This is a genomic window from Streptomyces sp. Ncost-T10-10d, assembly GCF_900091955.1.
Classification (GTDB): domain Bacteria; phylum Actinomycetota; class Actinomycetes; order Streptomycetales; family Streptomycetaceae; genus Streptomyces.
The window spans coordinates 54,403-71,283 of record NZ_FMDF01000145.1; the positions used below are offsets into that span (position 1 = coordinate 54,403).

Genomic DNA, 16,881 nt, shown 5'->3' on the forward strand with positions numbered 1-16,881 from the left:
AACCATGGCGACCAGCACCGAGACCACTCGCACCGGGACCGGTGCCGACCTCGTCGCGGCCGAGGACGTACTCCTCTTCGTCAACGCGGCGATCACCGCGACCGGGCAGCGTGAGTTCCGCTCGACGGCGTGTCAGCAGCGGCTTTCGCTGGACTTCCTCCATGAGTACGTACGGGTCAACTATCGCCGGGTGTACTCTGCCGCGCTCGCCCTCGACATCAACGACCACAACGCCGTGCGCATCGTCCAGGGCCTGCTGGAGAGCGCCTCCGACGCGACCGCCGAGGAGAAGCGCACCGAGGGCCGGCTGATCGCCGCCCGGCTGGCGAAGCTGCCGCCGCAGCGCGTGTACCGGCTGTTCCGGGCGCTGCGCGGGGCCAAGGTGAACAACCGGCGCACCCGCGCGATCATGCGCGACTGGCTGGCCGCCCGGCCGGATCCGGCGCACGATGCCGTGAAGTACCGCGCCGGTCTGAAGACCGCCGCACGCCATGTCCATCTCCGGTTCGGCGGGCCCGATGAGCCGGGCGAGACCGGGGATTTCCTGTTCCGGCCGGGGCGGCGGCCGCGCTACCGGCACCAGCTGCTCGACGCGTGGCGGCGCGCCCACTACGAGCAGGGCGCCGTCGACGAGCTGCCGTTCACCGTCGCCGAGGGCTTCGCCGCCCGGCACGGGATGAAGCGCGAGGTGTTCCTGGATCGGATGGTGCCCCGGATGACCCGCCTGGAGCGGCTGCGGACCCAGGGGCAGCGCGGCACCGGAAACGATGCGCGGCTGCCCACGGACATCGACCTGACGGTGATGCCGCTGACCCGGCTCGCCCTGTACGTCCTGTCGCTCGGTTTCGAGGTGCGGGGGCTCCACCGCAAGGAGCTGACCCATGCCCTGCGGGCCGCCGCCCGCCGAGCGGCTGGCCCGCACGCCGGGAGCTGGGGCCGGGTCGCCGCCGTGCTGGACGACAGCTACTCGTCGTCCGGGTCGGGCGAGAAGCGGCGCCGTCCGCTGGCCGTGGCGCTGGCCTGCCACTTCCTGCTGGAGGCGCTGGCCGCGCCGGGCGCGTACATCCCGCTGTGGACCTCGGGCGGCACCGATCCGCTGCTGGTCAGGCCCTGGGGCCCGACCCCGCTCGGCACCCGCGTACTGGACGCCCTGGAGCACGGCCCGGACCGGCTGGTCATCGTCTCGGACGGCTGGGACAACGCGCCGCCCGGACTCGCGGGCGAGGTGCTGCGGGTGTGGCGGACCCGGCTCGATCCGGACCGGCGAACTGCTGTGGTTCATCTGAACCCCGTATACGACGCGGACGGTTTCGATGTGCGGCGCCTCACACAGGGCGTGCCCACGGCCGGGATCCGGGACGCGGAGGACCTGCCGGCGTTGGTGGAGATCGCGCAGTTCGCCGAGGGACGCACGGGACCGGCGGCCCTGTACGCCTATCTGGACCGGCAGGTGGCACGTTTCGTGAGTGCGCGGAAGGCGGGAGCCGCATCGTGAACAGGCTCGAACTTGCCGGGCTCGCCACCCGCCCCGCCCAGGTGTGGGGCGGCATCCGGCTGGTGCCGCTGGTGCGCGAGCAGCCGGTCGAGGGGCTTCGGCTGCACCGGGAGATCTACACGGGTTACGGGAACGGCGTCGTGGACGTCGGTCCGCGCACGCATTACACCTCGTACATCCCGCACGGCTTCGTCGCCGACTGGTCCGGCGAGGGCGCCCGGTCCGCCGCGTACGGTACGCAGCTGGGCGCGGGCGCCTCGCCCGGGAACGCGCCGCCCCGGACCGCACGGCTCCAGCGCAACCGCCACCACCGCATGGCCAAGCGGCAGCCGGGCGACCGGCTGCGCTTCCTGCCGCTGCACCTCGCGATGGAGGGCTATCTCGCCCTGCACTTCGGTGGCCCCGCGGTCGCCTGGGAGGAGTGGTCGCGGCAGGCGCTGCGCGACGGGCTCTCGCCGCGTGCCGAGGACGCTTACATGGGGTGGTCGGTGCGCGGGCTCGGCGACGCGCTGCGGGCCTTCGAGATCCATCCCGGCCAGTGCGGGGTGATGGTGTACGCGGCCGATGCGCTCGCTGCCGCCTTCGTTCTGCCGCACCCGGACGACTACCGTCTGCTGCACCCTTCGCTCGTACAGGATCTGTACGGGGAACTGGTCCACCAGTACGCGCTGTACGGCGCGCCGGTGGCGGAGTTCGCGGCGCGGATCTCCGATGGACCGCATCTGCGGACGCTCGCCGGTCTCCGGGCGGCGGCGCGGGCGCAGGAGCGGGAGTGGGCCGAGGCGCACGACACCCTGTTCGCACGTGAGCTGCTGGACACCTCGTACGCCTTCGACCGGGTGTACCGGATGGGCTCGTTCACACTGTGGCGGTTCCTGCCGCCGTTCCTGCGCAATGGGGAGGGCCAGCACATCGGTGAGACGATCACCGATCACAAGGGGCAGGTCGCGTATCTGAAGACGTTCCGGCTGTCCGAGGCCCAGATCAGGCGTGGTCATCTGCTGCACCGGCTCTCCGACGCGGACTGGCGGCTCGCGCAGGCGGCCGTGGCGCTGGGCACCAGCGAGGAGGAACTGGTGCGCCGGATCCGTTCCGCCGGTTTCGAGTCGCTGCTCAGGGCCCGCGCATGAAGGGCCGCTGAGGGCCCGCGCACAACGCAGGAAACCTCGGTAACACGGGGTTCACATCCGGGCAACGGACGGGAAATCGCGTCTTGCGAAGCTGCGCTGCACAGACCGGACCGCAGCACCGCAGGACCCGCAAAGGATGGCTTCCGTGACGTTCAAGGCTGAGTACATCTGGATCGACGGCACCGAGCCGACCGCCAAGCTCCGTTCGAAGACGAAGATCATGGCCGGGAGCCCGTCGCAGGATGTCGCGGAGCTGCCGATCTGGGGCTTCGACGGTTCGAGCACCAACCAGGCCGAGGGCCACGCCTCCGACCGGGTGCTGAAGCCGGTCTTCACGTGTCCGGACCCGATCCGCGGCGGTGACGACATTCTCGTCCTGTGCGAGGTCTTCGACATCGACATGACCCCGCACGAGTCCAACACCCGTGCTGTGCTGCGTCCGGTGGCCGAGCAGTTCGCCGGCCAGGAGCCGATCTTCGGCATCGAGCAGGAGTACACCTTCTTCGACGGCCACCGCCCGCTCGGCTTCCCCGAGGGCGGCTTCCCGGCCGCGCAGGGCGGCTACTACTGCGGTGTCGGCGCCGACGAGATCTTCGGCCGCGAGATCGTCGAGAAGCACCTCGACAACTGCCTGACGGCGGGCCTCGGCATCTCCGGCATCAACGCCGAGGTCATGCCCGGCCAGTGGGAGTTCCAGGTCGGACCGCTGTCCCCGCTGGAGGTCTCCGACCAGCTGTGGATCGCCCGCTGGCTGCTGTACCGCACCGCCGAGGACTTCAACGTCTCCGCGACCCTCGACCCGAAGCCGGTCAAGGGCGACTGGAACGGTGCGGGTGCGCACACCAACTTCTCCACCAAGGCGATGCGCGAAGGACCTGAGGGCTATGCCGCGATCATCACCGCGTGCGAGTCCCTGGGCGAGGGCTCGAAGCCGATGGACCACGTCAAGAACTACGGCGCGGGCATCGACGACCGTCTGACGGGTCTGCACGAGACCGCCCCGTGGAACGAGTACAGCTACGGCGTCTCCAACCGCGGCGCGTCGGTCCGTATCCCGTGGCAGGTCGAGCAGGACCGGAAGGGCTACATCGAGGACCGCCGCCCGAACGCCAACGTCGACCCGTACGTCGTCACGCGGCTGATCGTGGACACCTGCTGCACCGCGCTGGAGAAGGCCGACCAGGTCTGACCCCGTTCCGCCGTCCGCACGAGGGGGCGCCCACCCGGCCGGGTGGGCGCCCCCTCGTCGTGGCATCACGCGCGTGCCGAGGCGACGGGTCCGAGGGGCGAGGCGGATGACGGCTCGTCGGCTGCGGCATCCCGGGGTGAGGAACGTAACGCGAAGCGTCCGTATCGACGAGTGGGAGAGGCCTGCTGCGCCGTCGCGTTCTCTGATTCAATGGGGGCATGGCCAGCATCCAGTACACCTCGACAGGTCGCAGCGACCTCGAACCGTTCTGGCCGTCCCGTCAGCACCACGACTTCGACCGGGTGTGTTGCCGCGCGTTGAACGCGCAGGCCCTCTAAAGCCGCTCACCCGGCCTTCGGTCCGCGCGCACGCAAGCAAGTCCGTCCATCGACGACTCCTTCGCGCGAAAGAGCTGACCCTCATGGCGAACACCCGTACCTTCTCCGCCGCAGCCGCTGCCACCGCGGCGCCTTCGGCGACCGCTGCGGCCACCAACTCTGCCCGCCCCCTCTCCCCCAACCGCCACCGGCTGCGCGCCGTCGACCCCGATGAGGTCGTCCAGCCGGCCGATGTCGCCGAGTTCCTGCCGCCGGGTGCCACCTGGCTGCCCGCACCCCAGCACACGGTTCCGGCACTGCCGGGCCGGCCGCCGATGATCGGCTACCTGGTGCTCGTACCGGCCGATCAGCAGCCTGCCATTACCGCTGCGGCCGCCCAGTACGTGGTGCCGACGCCGGTGGAGGACCCGGCCACCACGGGTCCGGTCCGCATCGACCCCGTACAGCGCACCGCCGCGGTGGACGGGAAGACGCTCGACCTCACCTTCCTGGAGTTCGAACTGCTCGCCCATCTGGTCGCGCACCCGCACCGGGTGCACACCCGCGACCAGTTGGTGACCACGGTCTGGGGCTACGGACATGTGGGCGACGGACGCACCGTGGACGTCCATGTCGCCCGGCTGCGCCGCAAGCTGGGCGCCGAGCACCGCCGGTCGATCCAGACGGTGCGGCGTGTCGGCTACAAGTACGCCCCCTGACAAGACCGACAGAACGTGGGAGCGGCCCTGGTCCGGTACGTACCGGACCAGGGCCGCTCTCCTATGCCGGGTGGCCTGTCAGCCCCGCGCCCCCGACCCCACCGGAACCTCGCCCGTCTCCGGCTCGCCGTGCTCCAGGACCGGCAGTCGGGTCAGTCCGCGCGGAGTCCGCCAGTTCCGCTCCCCCAGCAGCGCCATCACGGAAGGCAGCAGGATCATCCGTACGATCGTGGCGTCCAGCAGCACCGCGACAGCGAGGCCGACACCCATCTGCTGCATGTCCTGCATCGACAGCGTCCCGAAGACCGCGAACACCGCGACCATGATGACGGCCGCCCCGGTCACCGCCCCCGCCGTCCGCCGGATGCCCTCGTCGATCGCGGCCCGGGTGTGCAGACCGCGGTCGCGGGCCTCACGGATCCGGGAGACCACGAACACGTGGTAGTCCATGGAGAGTCCGAACAGGACGACCAGGACGAACAGCGGAATCCACGCCTCGATCGCACCGACCCCTTCCGAGCCGATCAGCGAGGCCCCCCAGCCGTGCTGGAAGACGGCGACCATCACTCCGTACGCGGCGGCCACGGAGAGCAGGTTGAGCAGGATCGAGGTCACGGCGATGACGTACGAGCGGAAGCAGAACAGCATCAGCAGGAAGGTCACCGCCGTGATGAACGCGAAGACGGGGACGATGCCGCGCTTCAGCTGGTCGTTGAAGTCGACGGATCCGGCGATCTCCCCGGTCACGTACACCTGGGCCCCGGTCCCGTCGAACGCGGCGGGCAGCCGCTCCTTGCGCAGCTCGGCAAGGCCGGCCTTGCCGTCGGGGAGCGGCACCTCGATCTCCGCGACGTTCTGCGCCCTGTGGACGGTCACCTTGTCGAAGCCGTCGAACGCCTTGCGCAGCGTGGGCGCCTCGATGTTGTCGGCCTTGACCACCACCCGCGCCGGAGCGGGGCCGCCGGGGAAGCTCTCACTGATCTGCCGGTAGGCGACCGACAGCTGCGAGTCGGAGCCGAACTGCTTCTCCAGGCCCAGCTGTTCGGTCTTCATGCCGAGCGCGGGCGCGGCCAGGGCGAGCAGCACGACGACCGAGGCGACCGCGAAGATCTTCGGCCTGGACAGGACGGGCTTCAGCACCGTGCCGGCGAGCCCGCCACTGATGCGTGCGCGCCGGTTGTCACGTCGGCTCGGGCGCCGGTTGAGGAACGGCACACGTCCCGCGTCGATCCGGTCGCCCAGCCAGGACAGCAGCGCGGGCAGCACCGTCACCGACCCCAGCATCGCGATGAAGACCACGATGATCGTGGCGAGGGCGAAGCCCTTGAACAGCATCAGTCCGGACAGGAACATGCCGGCCATCGCGACCATGACCGTGAGCCCGGAGACCAGCACGGCCCGGCCGCTGGTCGCCGCCGCGATCCGCAACGCCGTCTCGGCATCGCGTCCCGCCGCCCGCTCGTCGCGCTCGCGCCGCAGGTAGAAGAGGCAGTAGTCGACGCCGACGGCGAAGCCCATCAGGAACATCACGGAGTACGTGGTCTGGAACAGGTGCAGTTGGTGGCTGGCGAGCGACAGCAGTCCGAAGGCGGCCATGCACGCGGTCAGTGCCAGCCCGACGGGGAGCAGCGCCGCGACGACGGCACCGAAGGCGACCAGCAGAATGCCCAGGGCCAGGGGTACGGCGGTGAACTCGGCCTTCTTGAAGTCCTCCGAGAGCAGATCGCCGAGCCACTTCCCGGCACTGGCTTCGCCGAACTGGTGGATGGTGGCGTCGGGGTGGTCCGCCCGGACGGCGGACACGGCGTCGAGCACGGGCTGCACCCTGTCCGGCGCCGTCGCCGCGTCCCCCTTCATGTCAAAGGTGATCAGCGCGTCCTTGCCGTCCTCGGAAGGGATCGGCGGCGCGAGGTTCGCCACCTCGCCGGTCCTCCCGATGGCGGCGGAGACCTCGCGGGCGACATCCTGCCAGTCGCCCGCCTTCGCGGTGGACACCATGACCAGCTCGCCGGCGGGCTGCCCCAGCCCGGCGTCGTCGAGGATCTGTTCGGCCCGCGCCGAATCACCTGCGGCGTTCTCCGAGTCGGTCATCTCGACCAGCCCGGATGCACCGCCGATGCCCGTGGCGAGCACGACGAAAAGCAGCCAGCCGAGAATGGCGGTCTTGCGGTGGTGTGCGCTCCACACACCGATGCGTGCCGCGAGGTTGCGCCTCATGGCGTGTTCGCCCCCAGAAGTCAGACGGAATCAGATGGAAGTGGAAGAAGTGCGAGGAAGTAAGAGGAAGTCGACGTCGAATGCGTCGTCGATGAATCTAGGAACGGGACGCCGCCCGTCCCAGCCGCCGAAGCCCCCTCTCACGGAGCCGTAGGGCGAAGTCGTCGGGGTGGTGCTGGGTACACCCCGGCCCGGGTGGCGAAACGGCTGACACCCAGGGAGCCGGCCGGGTGAGACTGTCTTCGGACGGGTCCGGCACGAGGGCCCGGCGAGGGGAGACGGACCGAGATGAACGCGATACGGACCCGGACACGGGGCGCGCTGCTGGCAGCCTGGCGGGGCGTCGTGGTATCGATCGCCAGCCTGTTCGGGTCGATCACCCTCTTCGTGTGGGCCGTGCTCTCCATCGTCTTCATCCCGCTGGGCATCGGCCTGGTCACCACCCCCTACGTGCTGGAGCTGGTCCGCAAGCACGCCAACCGGCGCAGGCTGCTCGCGGTCACCTGGTGCGACGTCCGCATCCCGGTCCCGTACCGCCCCTTCCCGAAGGATGTGCGCTCCGGCTTCACCGGGCAGGTGGAGCGGACCACGCTGCTGCTGAAGGACCCGGCGACCTGGCGTGACATCCAGTGGCTGCTGGTCGACATGACCGCCGGCTATGTGGTGGCGGTCCTGGCCGCCGGGCTGATGGTGTATCCGCTGGAGGGTTTCGTCCTGGCGGCCGGGTTGTGGCGGGTCTTCACCGACGACCGTTACTGGTATGCGTTCGTGCCGGTCGACAGCCAGGCGACAGGCCTTGCCGCCGCCGCGCTCGGTGTGGTGTTCTTCGCGATCGGTCTGCTGGTCGGCCAACCGCTGCTGCGGCTGCACTTCGTGATCGCCCGCGCGATGCTGGCCCCCACCCAGGAGCAGGAACTGGCCCGGCGCATCGACCGGCTGACCGAGACGCGGCACGAGGCCGTGGACACCGCCGCCTCCGAACTGCGGCGCATCGAGCGGGACCTGCACGACGGTGCGCAGGCCAGGCTGGTCGCCATGGGCATGAACCTGGGCACCGTGGAGGCGCTCATCGAGAAGGATCCGGCGCAGGCGAAGAAACTCCTCGCCATGGCCCGCGAGTCATCGGCCGAAGCCCTCACGGAGCTGCGCGATCTGGTCCGGGGCATCCACCCGCCGGTCCTCGCCGAACGCGGACTCGGGGACGCGGTCAAGGCGTTGGCGCTGCGGCTGCCCTTCGCGTCGGAGGTCCGGGTGGAGCTGAGCGGCCGGGCGGACGCCGCGATCGAGTCGGCCGCGTACTTCGCGGTGAGCGAGACGCTGACGAACGCGGCCAAGCACTCGGGGGCCGATCGCGTCTGGGTGGACATCCACCACGCGGACGCCGTACTGCGGGTCTCCGTCACGGACAACGGCGGGGGCGGTGCGGCGGTCGGATCCGGCTCCGGCCTGAGCGGAATCGAACGCCGACTCGGTACATTCGACGGCATCATGGCCGTCAGCAGCCCTGCGGGCGGTCCCACCATGGTGACCATGGAGATCCCTTGCGAGTTGTCCTAGCCGAAGATCTCTTCCTGCTGCGCGACGGGCTGGTCCGCCTACTGGAGGCGTACGACTTCGAGATCGCGGCAGCGGTGGAGACCGGACCCGAACTGACCCGGGCCCTGGACGAGTTGGAGCCGGACGTCGCGGTCGTCGACGTCCGGCTTCCACCGTCCCACACGGACGAGGGCCTGCAGTGCGCGCTGGCGGCCCGGCAGGCCAGGCCGGGGCTGCCGGTGCTCGTGCTCTCGCAGCATGTGGAGCAGTTGTACGCGCGCGAGCTGCTGGCGGACGGCAACGGGGGCATCGGCTATCTGCTCAAGGACCGGGTCTTCGACGCGGAGCAGTTCATCGATGCGGTACGCAGGGTCGCCGCGGGCGGCACCGCGATGGACCCGCAGGTGATCTCGCAGTTGCTGTCGCGGCGCTCGCAGGACAAGCCGATGGGCGGGCTGACTCCGCGTGAGCTGGAGGTCATGGAGCTGATGGCACAGGGCCGTTCGAACGCGGCGATCGCCTCACAGATGGTGATCACGGAGCGGGCGGTGGCCAAGCACACCTCGAACATCTTCGGGAAGCTCGGCCTGCCGCCGTCCGACGACGACAACCGCCGTGTTCTCGCGGTGCTCGCCTATCTGGACCGGGGCTGAGTCACACCGTTCCCGGCCGGTGTGCATGAGTGGGTCCTGAGCGCACCGGGGTGACCATCGCACGATTCGCTCGTTCTGTTGAACGTGCGCCCACTGCCAGAGGTACCTTCCGCAGCCGCCCCGGTCGATGTGGAGCAGGCCGGGGCCGCGCTCGTCGAGCACTATCCGCGACTCGTCCGGCTCGGCTATCTCGTACTGCCGCCGTCCCTCGGCTGCCATCGCCGTGTTCTGACGGCGCACGCCCTGGCCCAGCGGGCGCTGCTGTCGGGACGCGGGGCAGGGCGTGTGGCCGAGGGCGGCGTTCCACCACTGCGCAGGTCCGCCGGTGCGGTGGTGGTGGCCCCGTCCTGTGCGTACGTCCGCGGGAGGGTGCTGCGTGGGGCGCTGGAGGCGGGCCGTCCGCTGCGCCGCGTCCGGGTGACGCCCCTCCTGCCGCTGGTGTGGGGGCTGCGGCTGTTCCCGCGTTCCGGCGGATCGGATGAACTCGCCCTGGATCAGGCCCTGTCGGCTCTCTCCGCTCCCGCCCGTGCCGCCTGCGTGCTGCGCGGACTGGAGCGGCTGCCCGATGCGGAGGTGCGGCGGGTCCTCGCCGCTGCCGGGGTGGCCGACCCGCATGCTGCGCTCGCGGAGGCGGAGGGAGTTTCGGCGCCGTACGCGCTGCTCGACTCCCCGGAGTTCGACCCCTGTTCGCTCCAGGCCCGCCCACCGGATCTGCTGCGCCGCCGACGGCACGCGAAGGCGGCGGTGGCGGCCGTCGCGGCGCTGCTGGTGTGCGGGGCGCTGCTGGGACTGCCGGGCAACGGCTGGGCGGGCAACGGCTGGGCGGGCGACGACCGGCGGCGCGGCACTCCGCCCGTATCGCCGTACACCCGCAACGCCGCCGCCGAACAGGCCCTGGATCCGGATGCGTTGCACCGGGTGTCGCCCACGTTCTGGCGGCGCTCGGCCCGTACCGATTTCACCTCATGGCCCACGCGTGGCGACCGCGCCGGAGACACCCGGCTGCTGCGCCGGGCGCTCACCGTATGGGCGCATCCGGACGGCGCGGTGCGTGCGTCGGCGACTCCGAGGACACCTGTCGGCCCGCCGATGGGTGCGCCGCAACTGCTGTACGCGGGCGCGGTGGACCGGGCGACGGTGGTGCTGTTCTACGACGGGCTGCGCATCGTGCGGTACGCGGAGCCGCGTGACGCCTCTCCGGCCGGGGGCGTGGCGCTCGACTTCGCCCGGGTCGACGGTGCGGACATGGCCTCGGCGGGTGCCCTGATCGCGGGCCGTACGCACGACCGGGTCCGCTATCTGACCGCGCCCTGGGTGCATGCGGTCTCCGTACGGAATCTGCTCGCGCCGGGCAGCGCCCCGCGGCCGCTGCGCCGCACCCCCGACGGCGTGACCGCCGCGCTGACCAGCCCGGCGACGGCCGGGAGCTGCCGCGCCCGGGATGCCATCGAGCTGCGTGACGGCTCGGCGACGCGTCTGCTGACGGACCTCGGCGAGCTGACCCCCGCCCGGCTGACGTCGGGCCCCCCGTCCGCGGCGCACGATGTCTCCGGGCGGGCGGAGCGGGACAGCTGGGCGCGGACCGCCTGCCTGCTGTCCTCGGTCCGTTCGCACGGCGTACGGTCGGTGAACTCCTGGCAGTACGCCGAGCAGTTGCTGCCCGAGAACAACGGCTCCGCGCACTGGCTCTGCACCAGGGCGGAGACCTGGCGCGGTACCGGAAGCCGGGTCCTCGCCCAGTTCCAGGCCGTATCGGCGCCTTCCGCCGCGACAGGCGGCCCGCCCGGGGCGGTGGCGGCCCGGGCCGAGGACACACCGGCCTGCGGGCTGCGCGATCCACGGGTGCTGGCCGGGGTGCTGTGGAAGTCGCGCGGCGGACGCTGGTACGTACTGGCCGCGGGCAGCGAGCAGTTCGCCTCGCTGACCACCTCGGGTGGGGTGGAGGGGCGGTCCGACAGCCGTCTCCTCGCCGTACCGGCCAGGGCGGGCGACCGGGCACGGCTGAACGGGACGCTCACGGACGGCAGTCGGGTGGGCGCCCTGCGCTGACTCCGGGCTTCCCCGGGGTTCAGGAATTCGCCGCACGCCCCTGTTCCCCCCACATACCCATCAGTACATTGACAACATGTCTAACACGCAGCCAGTGCCGGTCGCGTCGGAGCGCACGCAGCTCAAGGCCCGCAAGGTCTCCTTCGCCTGGGAGAAGACGCCCCTGCACTGGGTACCGGGCGACCCGTTCGCCACGCACACCATCAACGTGCTCCATCTGCTGCTGCCCGCCGGGGAGCGCTGGTTCATCCAGGTGTACCGACAGGTGCTGCCGTACATCCACGACGAGCAGCTGCGCCAGGACGTCATCGGGTTCATCGGCCAGGAGGCCGTGCACTCCCAGGCCCACGACGACGTCCTGCCCCGTCTGAAGCAGCTCGGTCTGGATCCGACGCCGTACACCGCGCAGGTCGACTGGTTCTTCGAGAAGCTCCTCGGCGACCGGACGCTGCCGCCGGGCCGGGCGCGGAAGTGGTGGCTGATGGAGCGGGTGGCGACGATCGCGGCGATCGAGCACTACACCGCGTTCCTCGGCGACTGGGTGCTGAACGCCGACGAGTTGGACCGGCGCGGCGCCGACCCGACGATGCTGGATCTGCTGCGCTGGCACGGCGCGGAGGAGGTCGAGCACCGCTCGGTCGCCTTCGATGTGTTCATGCATGTCGACGGCGGCTACCGGCGGCGAATACGGACCTGGGCCGCGGCATTCGCCGCGCTGCTCTTCCTCTGGCAGCGCGGCACGCGCTTCTTCATGGAGAACGATCCGAGCCTGCTGCACGGCAAGGCGTCGTTCAAGGAGTTCTACATCAGCGGCAGGCGCGGCACCCTGCCCGCGACCGGTGATCTGCTGCGCTCCATCCCCCGCTATCTGAGTCACGCCTACCACCCCTCGCAGGAGGGCAGTACGGCCCAGGCAGTCGACTATCTCGCCCACTCGCCCGCGGCCACGGCCGCCGAGGCCCGTATGACGGGAACCAGCTGACCATGCCTCTCCCCCTGCCCCGTCTGCGCACCGTGGTCCTCGTCGCCGGCGTCGCGCTGCTCGCGAAGCGGGCCATGCGCCACCGCATCGAGAACTCCCCGCTCTGGCCGCTGCCGGCCCTGGAGAACCCGGTCTCGGGCCACTCCGACCGCCGTTCCACCGCTACCCGCCGCCTGCTGATCACCGAGCGGACCGAACCCGCCGACGGCGTGGTCCGACTCCGCATGGAGGGACCCGGCCTGCCCGCCTGGCAGCCCGGCGCGCACCTGGACCTCCTGCTGCCCTCCGGTCTGGTCCGCCAGTACTCCCTCTGCGGGAACCCGGCCGATCCCGACACGTACACCATCGCGACCCGGCTGGTCGAGGACGGCCGGGGTGGCTCCCGCGAGGTCCACGACCGGCTCCACGAGGGCGAGGAGATCGAGGTCCGCGCCCCCCGCAACCGATTCCCCCTCGTCGAAGCCCCCGCGTACCTCTTTGTCGCGGGCGGCATCGGCATCACCCCGATCCTGCCGATGCTGCGTTCCGTCGCCGCCTCGGGCGCCGACTGGCGGCTGCTGTACGGCGGACGGTCCCGCGCCACGATGCCGTTCCTGGACGAGATCGAGAAGCTGGGGGCGGAGGGCGACCGGGTGACGATCGTCCCCGGGGACGAGGCGGGCCACCCGGACACGGTCGTGGCCCTGGCGGACACGGCGGAGGGCACGGCGGTCTACTGCTGCGGACCCGAGCCCCTGATGGACGCGGTCACCGCCGCCCTCCCGCCCGGTCGCACGCTGCATCTGGAACGCTTCACGGCAGCGACCACGTCCTCGGCCGGCTCCGGACCCTTCGAGGTCGAACTGCGCCGCTCCGGCCGCACGGTCCGGGTGGCGGCGGGCCAGTCGGTACTGGCCGCGGTGCGCGAGGAGCTGCCGTACGTCTCGTACTCCTGTGAACAGGGCTTCTGCGGGACCTGCCAACAGCGCGTTCTGGAGGGCGAGATCGACCACCGCGACGAACTGCTGACGGACTCGGAACGGGACGACTCGATGCTGATCTGCGTGTCGCGGTGCCGGGGTGAGCGGCTGGTACTGGATCTCTAGTGCTGTGACCGGAAAGGTTTGCCGGAAAGCTCGCGGCGTCCGGTGCGGTGCATCGCAAGGCGGAGCATTGCCCGCGTACTGGATGTACTCGGGTGATGCGACAACGCGGCGAGGTGCCGTGCCGGACGCCGCGAGCCGGTGAACCTTTCCGGTCGCAGCACTAGGCGTGCGGGCACGCGGCCGCTCCACGCCCTGGTCGGCCGCTGCCCACCACGGCTCCCCCACAGCCCCACTGGGTACCCTGTCCACCATGACGACCGGGGTGCGGCGCAGGATGGGCGTCGAGGAGCGCAGGCAGCAGTTGATCGGTGTCGCGCTGGAGTTGTTCAGTCACCGCTCCCCGGACGAGGTGTCGATCGACGAGATCGCGGCCGCTGCGGGGATCTCGCGGCCGTTGGTCTATCACTACTTCCCGGGGAAGCAGAGCCTGTACGAGGCCGCGCTGCGGCGGGCGGCCGACGAGTTGGCGGCACGGTTCGTGGAACCGCGTGAAGGACCGCTCGGGGCACGGCTGTTGAGGGTGATGGGGCGGTTCTTCGACTTTGTCGAGGAGCACGGTCCGGGGTTCTCGGCGCTGATGCGGGGCGGGCCCGCGGTCGGGTCGTCGACGGCGAACGCGATGATCGACGGGGTGCGGCAGGCGGCCTACGAGCAGATCCTGGCCCATCTGGGGGTCGAAGATCCTCCGGCGCGGCTGGAGTTGGTCGTACGGTCGTGGGTTTCGCTGGCCGAGTCGACGGCGCTGATCTGGCTGGACGGGCGGCGAATTGCGCGCGCGGAGCTGGAGCTGCAACTCGTGCACGACTTCGCGGCGCTGGCCGCGGTGAGTGCCGCGTACAACACGGAGATGGCGGGCATCGTGTTGCGGGTCTTCGCACAGGAGCCGGCGGACGGGCCGTTCGGGGAGCTGCTGAACCGGCTCTCCGCTCTGGCGCCCGCCGTGCCGGCCGTTCCCGTGCAGCGGCTGCCGTAACGGCCCTGCGGCTCAGCGCTTGCGGTAGGACGGGTCCAGATCGCGGGTCTCCGCCGACGCGTGGACGGTGACGCCGTCGACGGGCTTGAGGTGGGCGGCCAGCAGCTCCAGTACGGAATCGGTCAGCTGTGCCTTGAGCTCTTCGGTACGGCCGGGCAGCAGGGCTATCGAAATGTTCAGGACCGCGTCGCCGGTGGCCGTGTCGCCCGCCACGAATTCCTCGACGCGCCGGAAGCGGGTCTTGCAGGCGGCGATCTTCGTGGTGACCGTCTCGGCGACCAGCGGGTGCAGGGCGCGTGCGAAGCCGCGGCGGTCGAAGCTGTCGTCGAGCTCGGCGGAGTAGTCGACGGTGATCTGCGGCATCTTGCGCTCCTGGGTGCGGGTACAGCGGGTACGGCTGGTTGTCGGACCTCAGATCTACGCTGGTCGGCACGGCCGCACAAGAGGATTCGTTTCTTGATCCGGATGCTCCGGGTGCCCTCAGGCCCTACGTCAGCAGTTCGCCCTGGAGCGCGGCCGCGAGACCCGCCTCCGCGTTGTCCGCCCGGCCCCTCTCGAAGGCGCGTTGGTAGGCGGCGTCGCCGACGGCCGCGCGGGCCTGGCGTTCGCAGGCCTCGCGCAGGGGGCCCAGTTCCGGGGTGCCGCGTTGCGGGTGGCCGACCATGCGCCAGTAGACCTGTCCCGTGCCGTACACCCGGGCGGCGCGGGCGCCGCGCCCTGGCGGCGATCGCCGCGGCCAGAATGTCCAGGCCGAGCGCGATGCCGAAGCTGTCCCGGAGGCGGTGCTTGCCCGCGAGCATCGAGCGGGCGTGCGCGGCGGAGGTGTCCGCGTCGCCCTGCAACAGGGCGATCAGGGCGAGTTGGTAGTCGACGTAACTACGGGTCCAGCACTCGTCCTGGGCCTCGCAGGCCGCGCGCAGGGACAGGGCCGCCGCCTCCGCCTCGTCCAGCCGCCCCAGGCTGGTGAGGGCGAAGACGGTGATGAGGTGGCAGCGCAGCCGGTAGGCCGTTTCGAGCGGGGTGGCGGTGCCGGTGGTGCGCAGTACCCGGTCGACCTGGCGGAGGCTCGCCTCGGGGCGGCCGGTCATCAGATGGGTGAGGCCGCACAGATAGGCGGCGGCGAGGATGCCCTCGTCCGTCCCGTCGCGGGCCGCCGCCCTGGTGCACTCCCTGCCCAGGCGCCGGGCAGCCGGGTAGTCGCCCTGGAGCATGACGGTGATGCCCAGCACCCACAGGGCGCGGGTGCGGTGGGGGCCCTCGGCCGGTCCGGCGTCCAGGGCTCGCTGGGCGTATTCGCGGGTCTGCGGCAGATGGCCGCAGCAGCACCAGAAGAAGCCGATCCGGCCCGCCATCTCCTGGGCGGCCCCGGTGTCATGGGCCAGCAGGTGGTCGAGGGCGGCACACAGGTCTGCGTGCGACTCGGCGATGCGGTGGTACCAGGTGATCTGTTCGTCGCCGGTCCAGCCCGCGTGGGCGCGGCGTGCGAGGCCGAGGAAGCAGGCGGCGTGGCGGTCGGCGGCGGCCCGTTCCTCGCCGAGCTCGGCGAGCCACATCCGTCCGTACTCGCGGATGGTGTCGAGCATGCGGTGCCGTGCGCCGTCCCGTCCGACGACCGACTTGGCGACCAGGCCGTTCAGTGCCTCGGTCACACCGTCCTCGGTGAGCGGCCCCCCGGCGCAGATCTCGCGGGCCGCGGCCTCGTCGAAGTCCCCGCGCAGGACGGTCAGCCTGGCCCAGAGCAGCCGCTCCAGCGGTGTGCACAGCTCGTGGCTCCAGCCGATGGCGGTGCGCAGGGTGCGGTGGCGCGGCAGCCGGAGCGATTCGTCGGTCGGTACGTCGAAGCGGGAGCCGATCCGTACGGCGACCTGTTCGACGGTGTCCCGGCCGAGGGCTCCCGCCGCGAGTTCGATGGCGAGCGGGATGCCTTCGAGGCGGCGGCAGATATCGGCGGCGGCCTCGGCGTTGCCCGGGGCGTCGAGGGCGAGCCCCGGGGCTGCCGCGGCCGCCCGGTCCCGCAACAGTGTCAGTGCGTCGGCCGCGCCCTCGACGGGCAGCGGTTCCACCTCGACGAGCTGTTCGCCCTTGATGCCCAGGGGCTGCCGGCTGGTGGCGAGCACGGTGAGGCCGGGCGACGTGGTGAGGATTTCGCCGAGCAGATGCGCGCATGCGGAGCGCAGATGCTCGCACGAGTCGAGGACCAGCAGCAGTTCCTTGTCGACGAGCCATTCGCACAGCGCGTCGATGGGCATGCGCAGGGTGTGGTCGCAGAGCCCGACCGCGTCGGAGACGGTCGCGATGAGCAGTCCGTCGTCGTGGAGCGGTGAGAGGTCCGCCCATCGGACGCCGTCGCGGTGTCCGGTCGCCGCGTGCCGGGTCGCGCGGACCGCGAGCCTGGTCTTGCCGACACCGCCGGTGCCGGTGAGTGTGGTCAGCCGGTGCGCGGCGAGGCTGTGTTCGAGCCTGGCAAGTTCCGCTTTCCGTCCGACAAAGCTCGTTGTCTCCTCGGGGATGTTGCTCGCCATGGTCACCGTCGCTG

12 protein-coding genes and 1 pseudogene are annotated in these 16,881 nt (G+C 71.1%); 10 read left to right on the forward strand and 3 right to left on the reverse strand.

The window, feature by feature from the left end; all coding sequences use genetic code 11:
* Positions 1 to 4 precede the first annotated feature (4 nt).
* The 4 genes from GA0115254_RS25345 to GA0115254_RS25365 all read left to right on the forward strand — a co-directional run bounded on the left by GA0115254_RS25345 (position 5) and on the right by GA0115254_RS25365 (position 4,850).
* A complete protein-coding gene (locus tag GA0115254_RS25345; protein WP_093897590.1) occupies positions 5 to 1,495 on the forward strand; it encodes a hypothetical protein in 1,491 nt (496 codons plus the stop codon).
* Positions 1,492 to 2,625: an ARPP-2 domain-containing protein gene (locus GA0115254_RS25350; protein WP_093897591.1), complete on the forward strand. Its 1,134-nt coding sequence runs from the start codon at positions 1,492 to 1,494 to the stop codon at positions 2,623 to 2,625. The genes GA0115254_RS25345 and GA0115254_RS25350 overlap by 4 nt, the downstream gene beginning before the upstream one ends.
* 145 nt (positions 2,626 to 2,770) lie before the next feature.
* A complete protein-coding gene (glnII, locus tag GA0115254_RS25355) occupies positions 2,771 to 3,814 on the forward strand; it encodes a glutamine synthetase (protein WP_093897592.1) in 1,044 nt (347 codons plus the stop codon).
* Positions 3,815 to 4,235: 421 nt separating this feature from the next.
* Positions 4,236 to 4,850, forward strand: coding sequence for a winged helix-turn-helix domain-containing protein (locus GA0115254_RS25365; RefSeq protein WP_093897594.1), 615 nt, complete (start codon positions 4,236 to 4,238; stop codon positions 4,848 to 4,850).
* Positions 4,851 to 4,928: 78 nt separating this feature from the next.
* Here GA0115254_RS25365 and GA0115254_RS25370 read toward each other — a convergent pair whose 3' ends face one another.
* Positions 4,929 to 7,067 (reverse strand): MMPL family transporter, encoded by a 2,139-nt coding sequence (locus GA0115254_RS25370; protein WP_176740280.1) that lies wholly within the window; start codon positions 7,065 to 7,067, stop codon positions 4,929 to 4,931.
* Between the two features lie 288 nt (positions 7,068 to 7,355).
* Between GA0115254_RS25370 and GA0115254_RS25375 the strand changes: the two genes are divergently transcribed.
* From GA0115254_RS25375 to GA0115254_RS25400, 6 genes are all read left to right on the forward strand, one after another.
* Positions 7,356 to 8,624, forward strand: a complete 1,269-nt coding sequence (locus GA0115254_RS25375; protein ID WP_093897595.1) for a sensor histidine kinase — start codon at positions 7,356 to 7,358, stop codon at positions 8,622 to 8,624.
* A complete protein-coding gene (locus tag GA0115254_RS25380; protein WP_093897596.1) occupies positions 8,609 to 9,256 on the forward strand; it encodes a LuxR C-terminal-related transcriptional regulator in 648 nt (215 codons plus the stop codon). Before GA0115254_RS25375 ends, GA0115254_RS25380 begins: the two co-directional genes overlap by 16 nt.
* 84 nt (positions 9,257 to 9,340) lie before the next feature.
* Positions 9,341 to 11,305, forward strand: a complete 1,965-nt coding sequence (locus tag GA0115254_RS25385; protein WP_093897729.1) for a hypothetical protein — start codon at positions 9,341 to 9,343, stop codon at positions 11,303 to 11,305.
* 76 nt (positions 11,306 to 11,381) lie between these two features.
* Positions 11,382 to 12,287: a metal-dependent hydrolase gene (locus tag GA0115254_RS25390; protein ID WP_093897597.1), complete on the forward strand. Its 906-nt coding sequence runs from the start codon at positions 11,382 to 11,384 to the stop codon at positions 12,285 to 12,287.
* Between the two features lie 2 nt (positions 12,288 to 12,289).
* Positions 12,290 to 13,372: a PDR/VanB family oxidoreductase gene (locus GA0115254_RS25395; RefSeq protein WP_093897598.1), complete on the forward strand. Its 1,083-nt coding sequence runs from the start codon at positions 12,290 to 12,292 to the stop codon at positions 13,370 to 13,372.
* A 250-nt stretch (positions 13,373 to 13,622) separates the two neighbouring features.
* On the forward strand, positions 13,623 to 14,345 hold the full coding sequence (locus GA0115254_RS25400) for a TetR/AcrR family transcriptional regulator (RefSeq protein WP_093897599.1): 723 nt from the start codon (positions 13,623 to 13,625) through the stop codon (positions 14,343 to 14,345).
* A gap of 12 nt (positions 14,346 to 14,357) precedes the next feature.
* On the opposite strand, the gene GA0115254_RS25405 is transcribed toward GA0115254_RS25400, so the two are convergent.
* Positions 14,358 to 14,708 (reverse strand): 5-carboxymethyl-2-hydroxymuconate Delta-isomerase, encoded by a 351-nt coding sequence (locus GA0115254_RS25405; RefSeq protein ID WP_093897600.1) that lies wholly within the window; start codon positions 14,706 to 14,708, stop codon positions 14,358 to 14,360.
* Between the two features lie 124 nt (positions 14,709 to 14,832).
* Positions 14,833 to 16,867: pseudogene (locus GA0115254_RS25410) on the reverse strand (NB-ARC domain-containing protein).
* Positions 16,868 to 16,881: the final 14 nt, after the last annotated feature.

Coding starts and splice junctions, on each gene's coding strand:
- GA0115254_RS25365 (WP_093897594.1), top strand. CDS start 4,236: ATGGCGAACACCCGTACCTTCTCCGCCGCAGCCGCTGCCACCGCGGCG.
- GA0115254_RS25395 (WP_093897598.1), top strand. CDS start 12,290: ATGCCTCTCCCCCTGCCCCGTCTGCGCACCGTGGTCCTCGTCGCCGGC.
- GA0115254_RS25375 (WP_093897595.1), top strand. CDS start 7,356: ATGAACGCGATACGGACCCGGACACGGGGCGCGCTGCTGGCAGCCTGG.
- GA0115254_RS25405 (WP_093897600.1), bottom strand. CDS start 14,708: ATGCCGCAGATCACCGTCGACTACTCCGCCGAGCTCGACGACAGCTTC.
- GA0115254_RS25345 (WP_093897590.1), top strand. CDS start 5: ATGGCGACCAGCACCGAGACCACTCGCACCGGGACCGGTGCCGACCTC.
- GA0115254_RS25370 (WP_176740280.1), bottom strand. CDS start 7,067: ATGAGGCGCAACCTCGCGGCACGCATCGGTGTGTGGAGCGCACACCAC.
- GA0115254_RS25390 (WP_093897597.1), top strand. CDS start 11,382: ATGTCTAACACGCAGCCAGTGCCGGTCGCGTCGGAGCGCACGCAGCTC.
- GA0115254_RS25400 (WP_093897599.1), top strand. CDS start 13,623: ATGACGACCGGGGTGCGGCGCAGGATGGGCGTCGAGGAGCGCAGGCAG.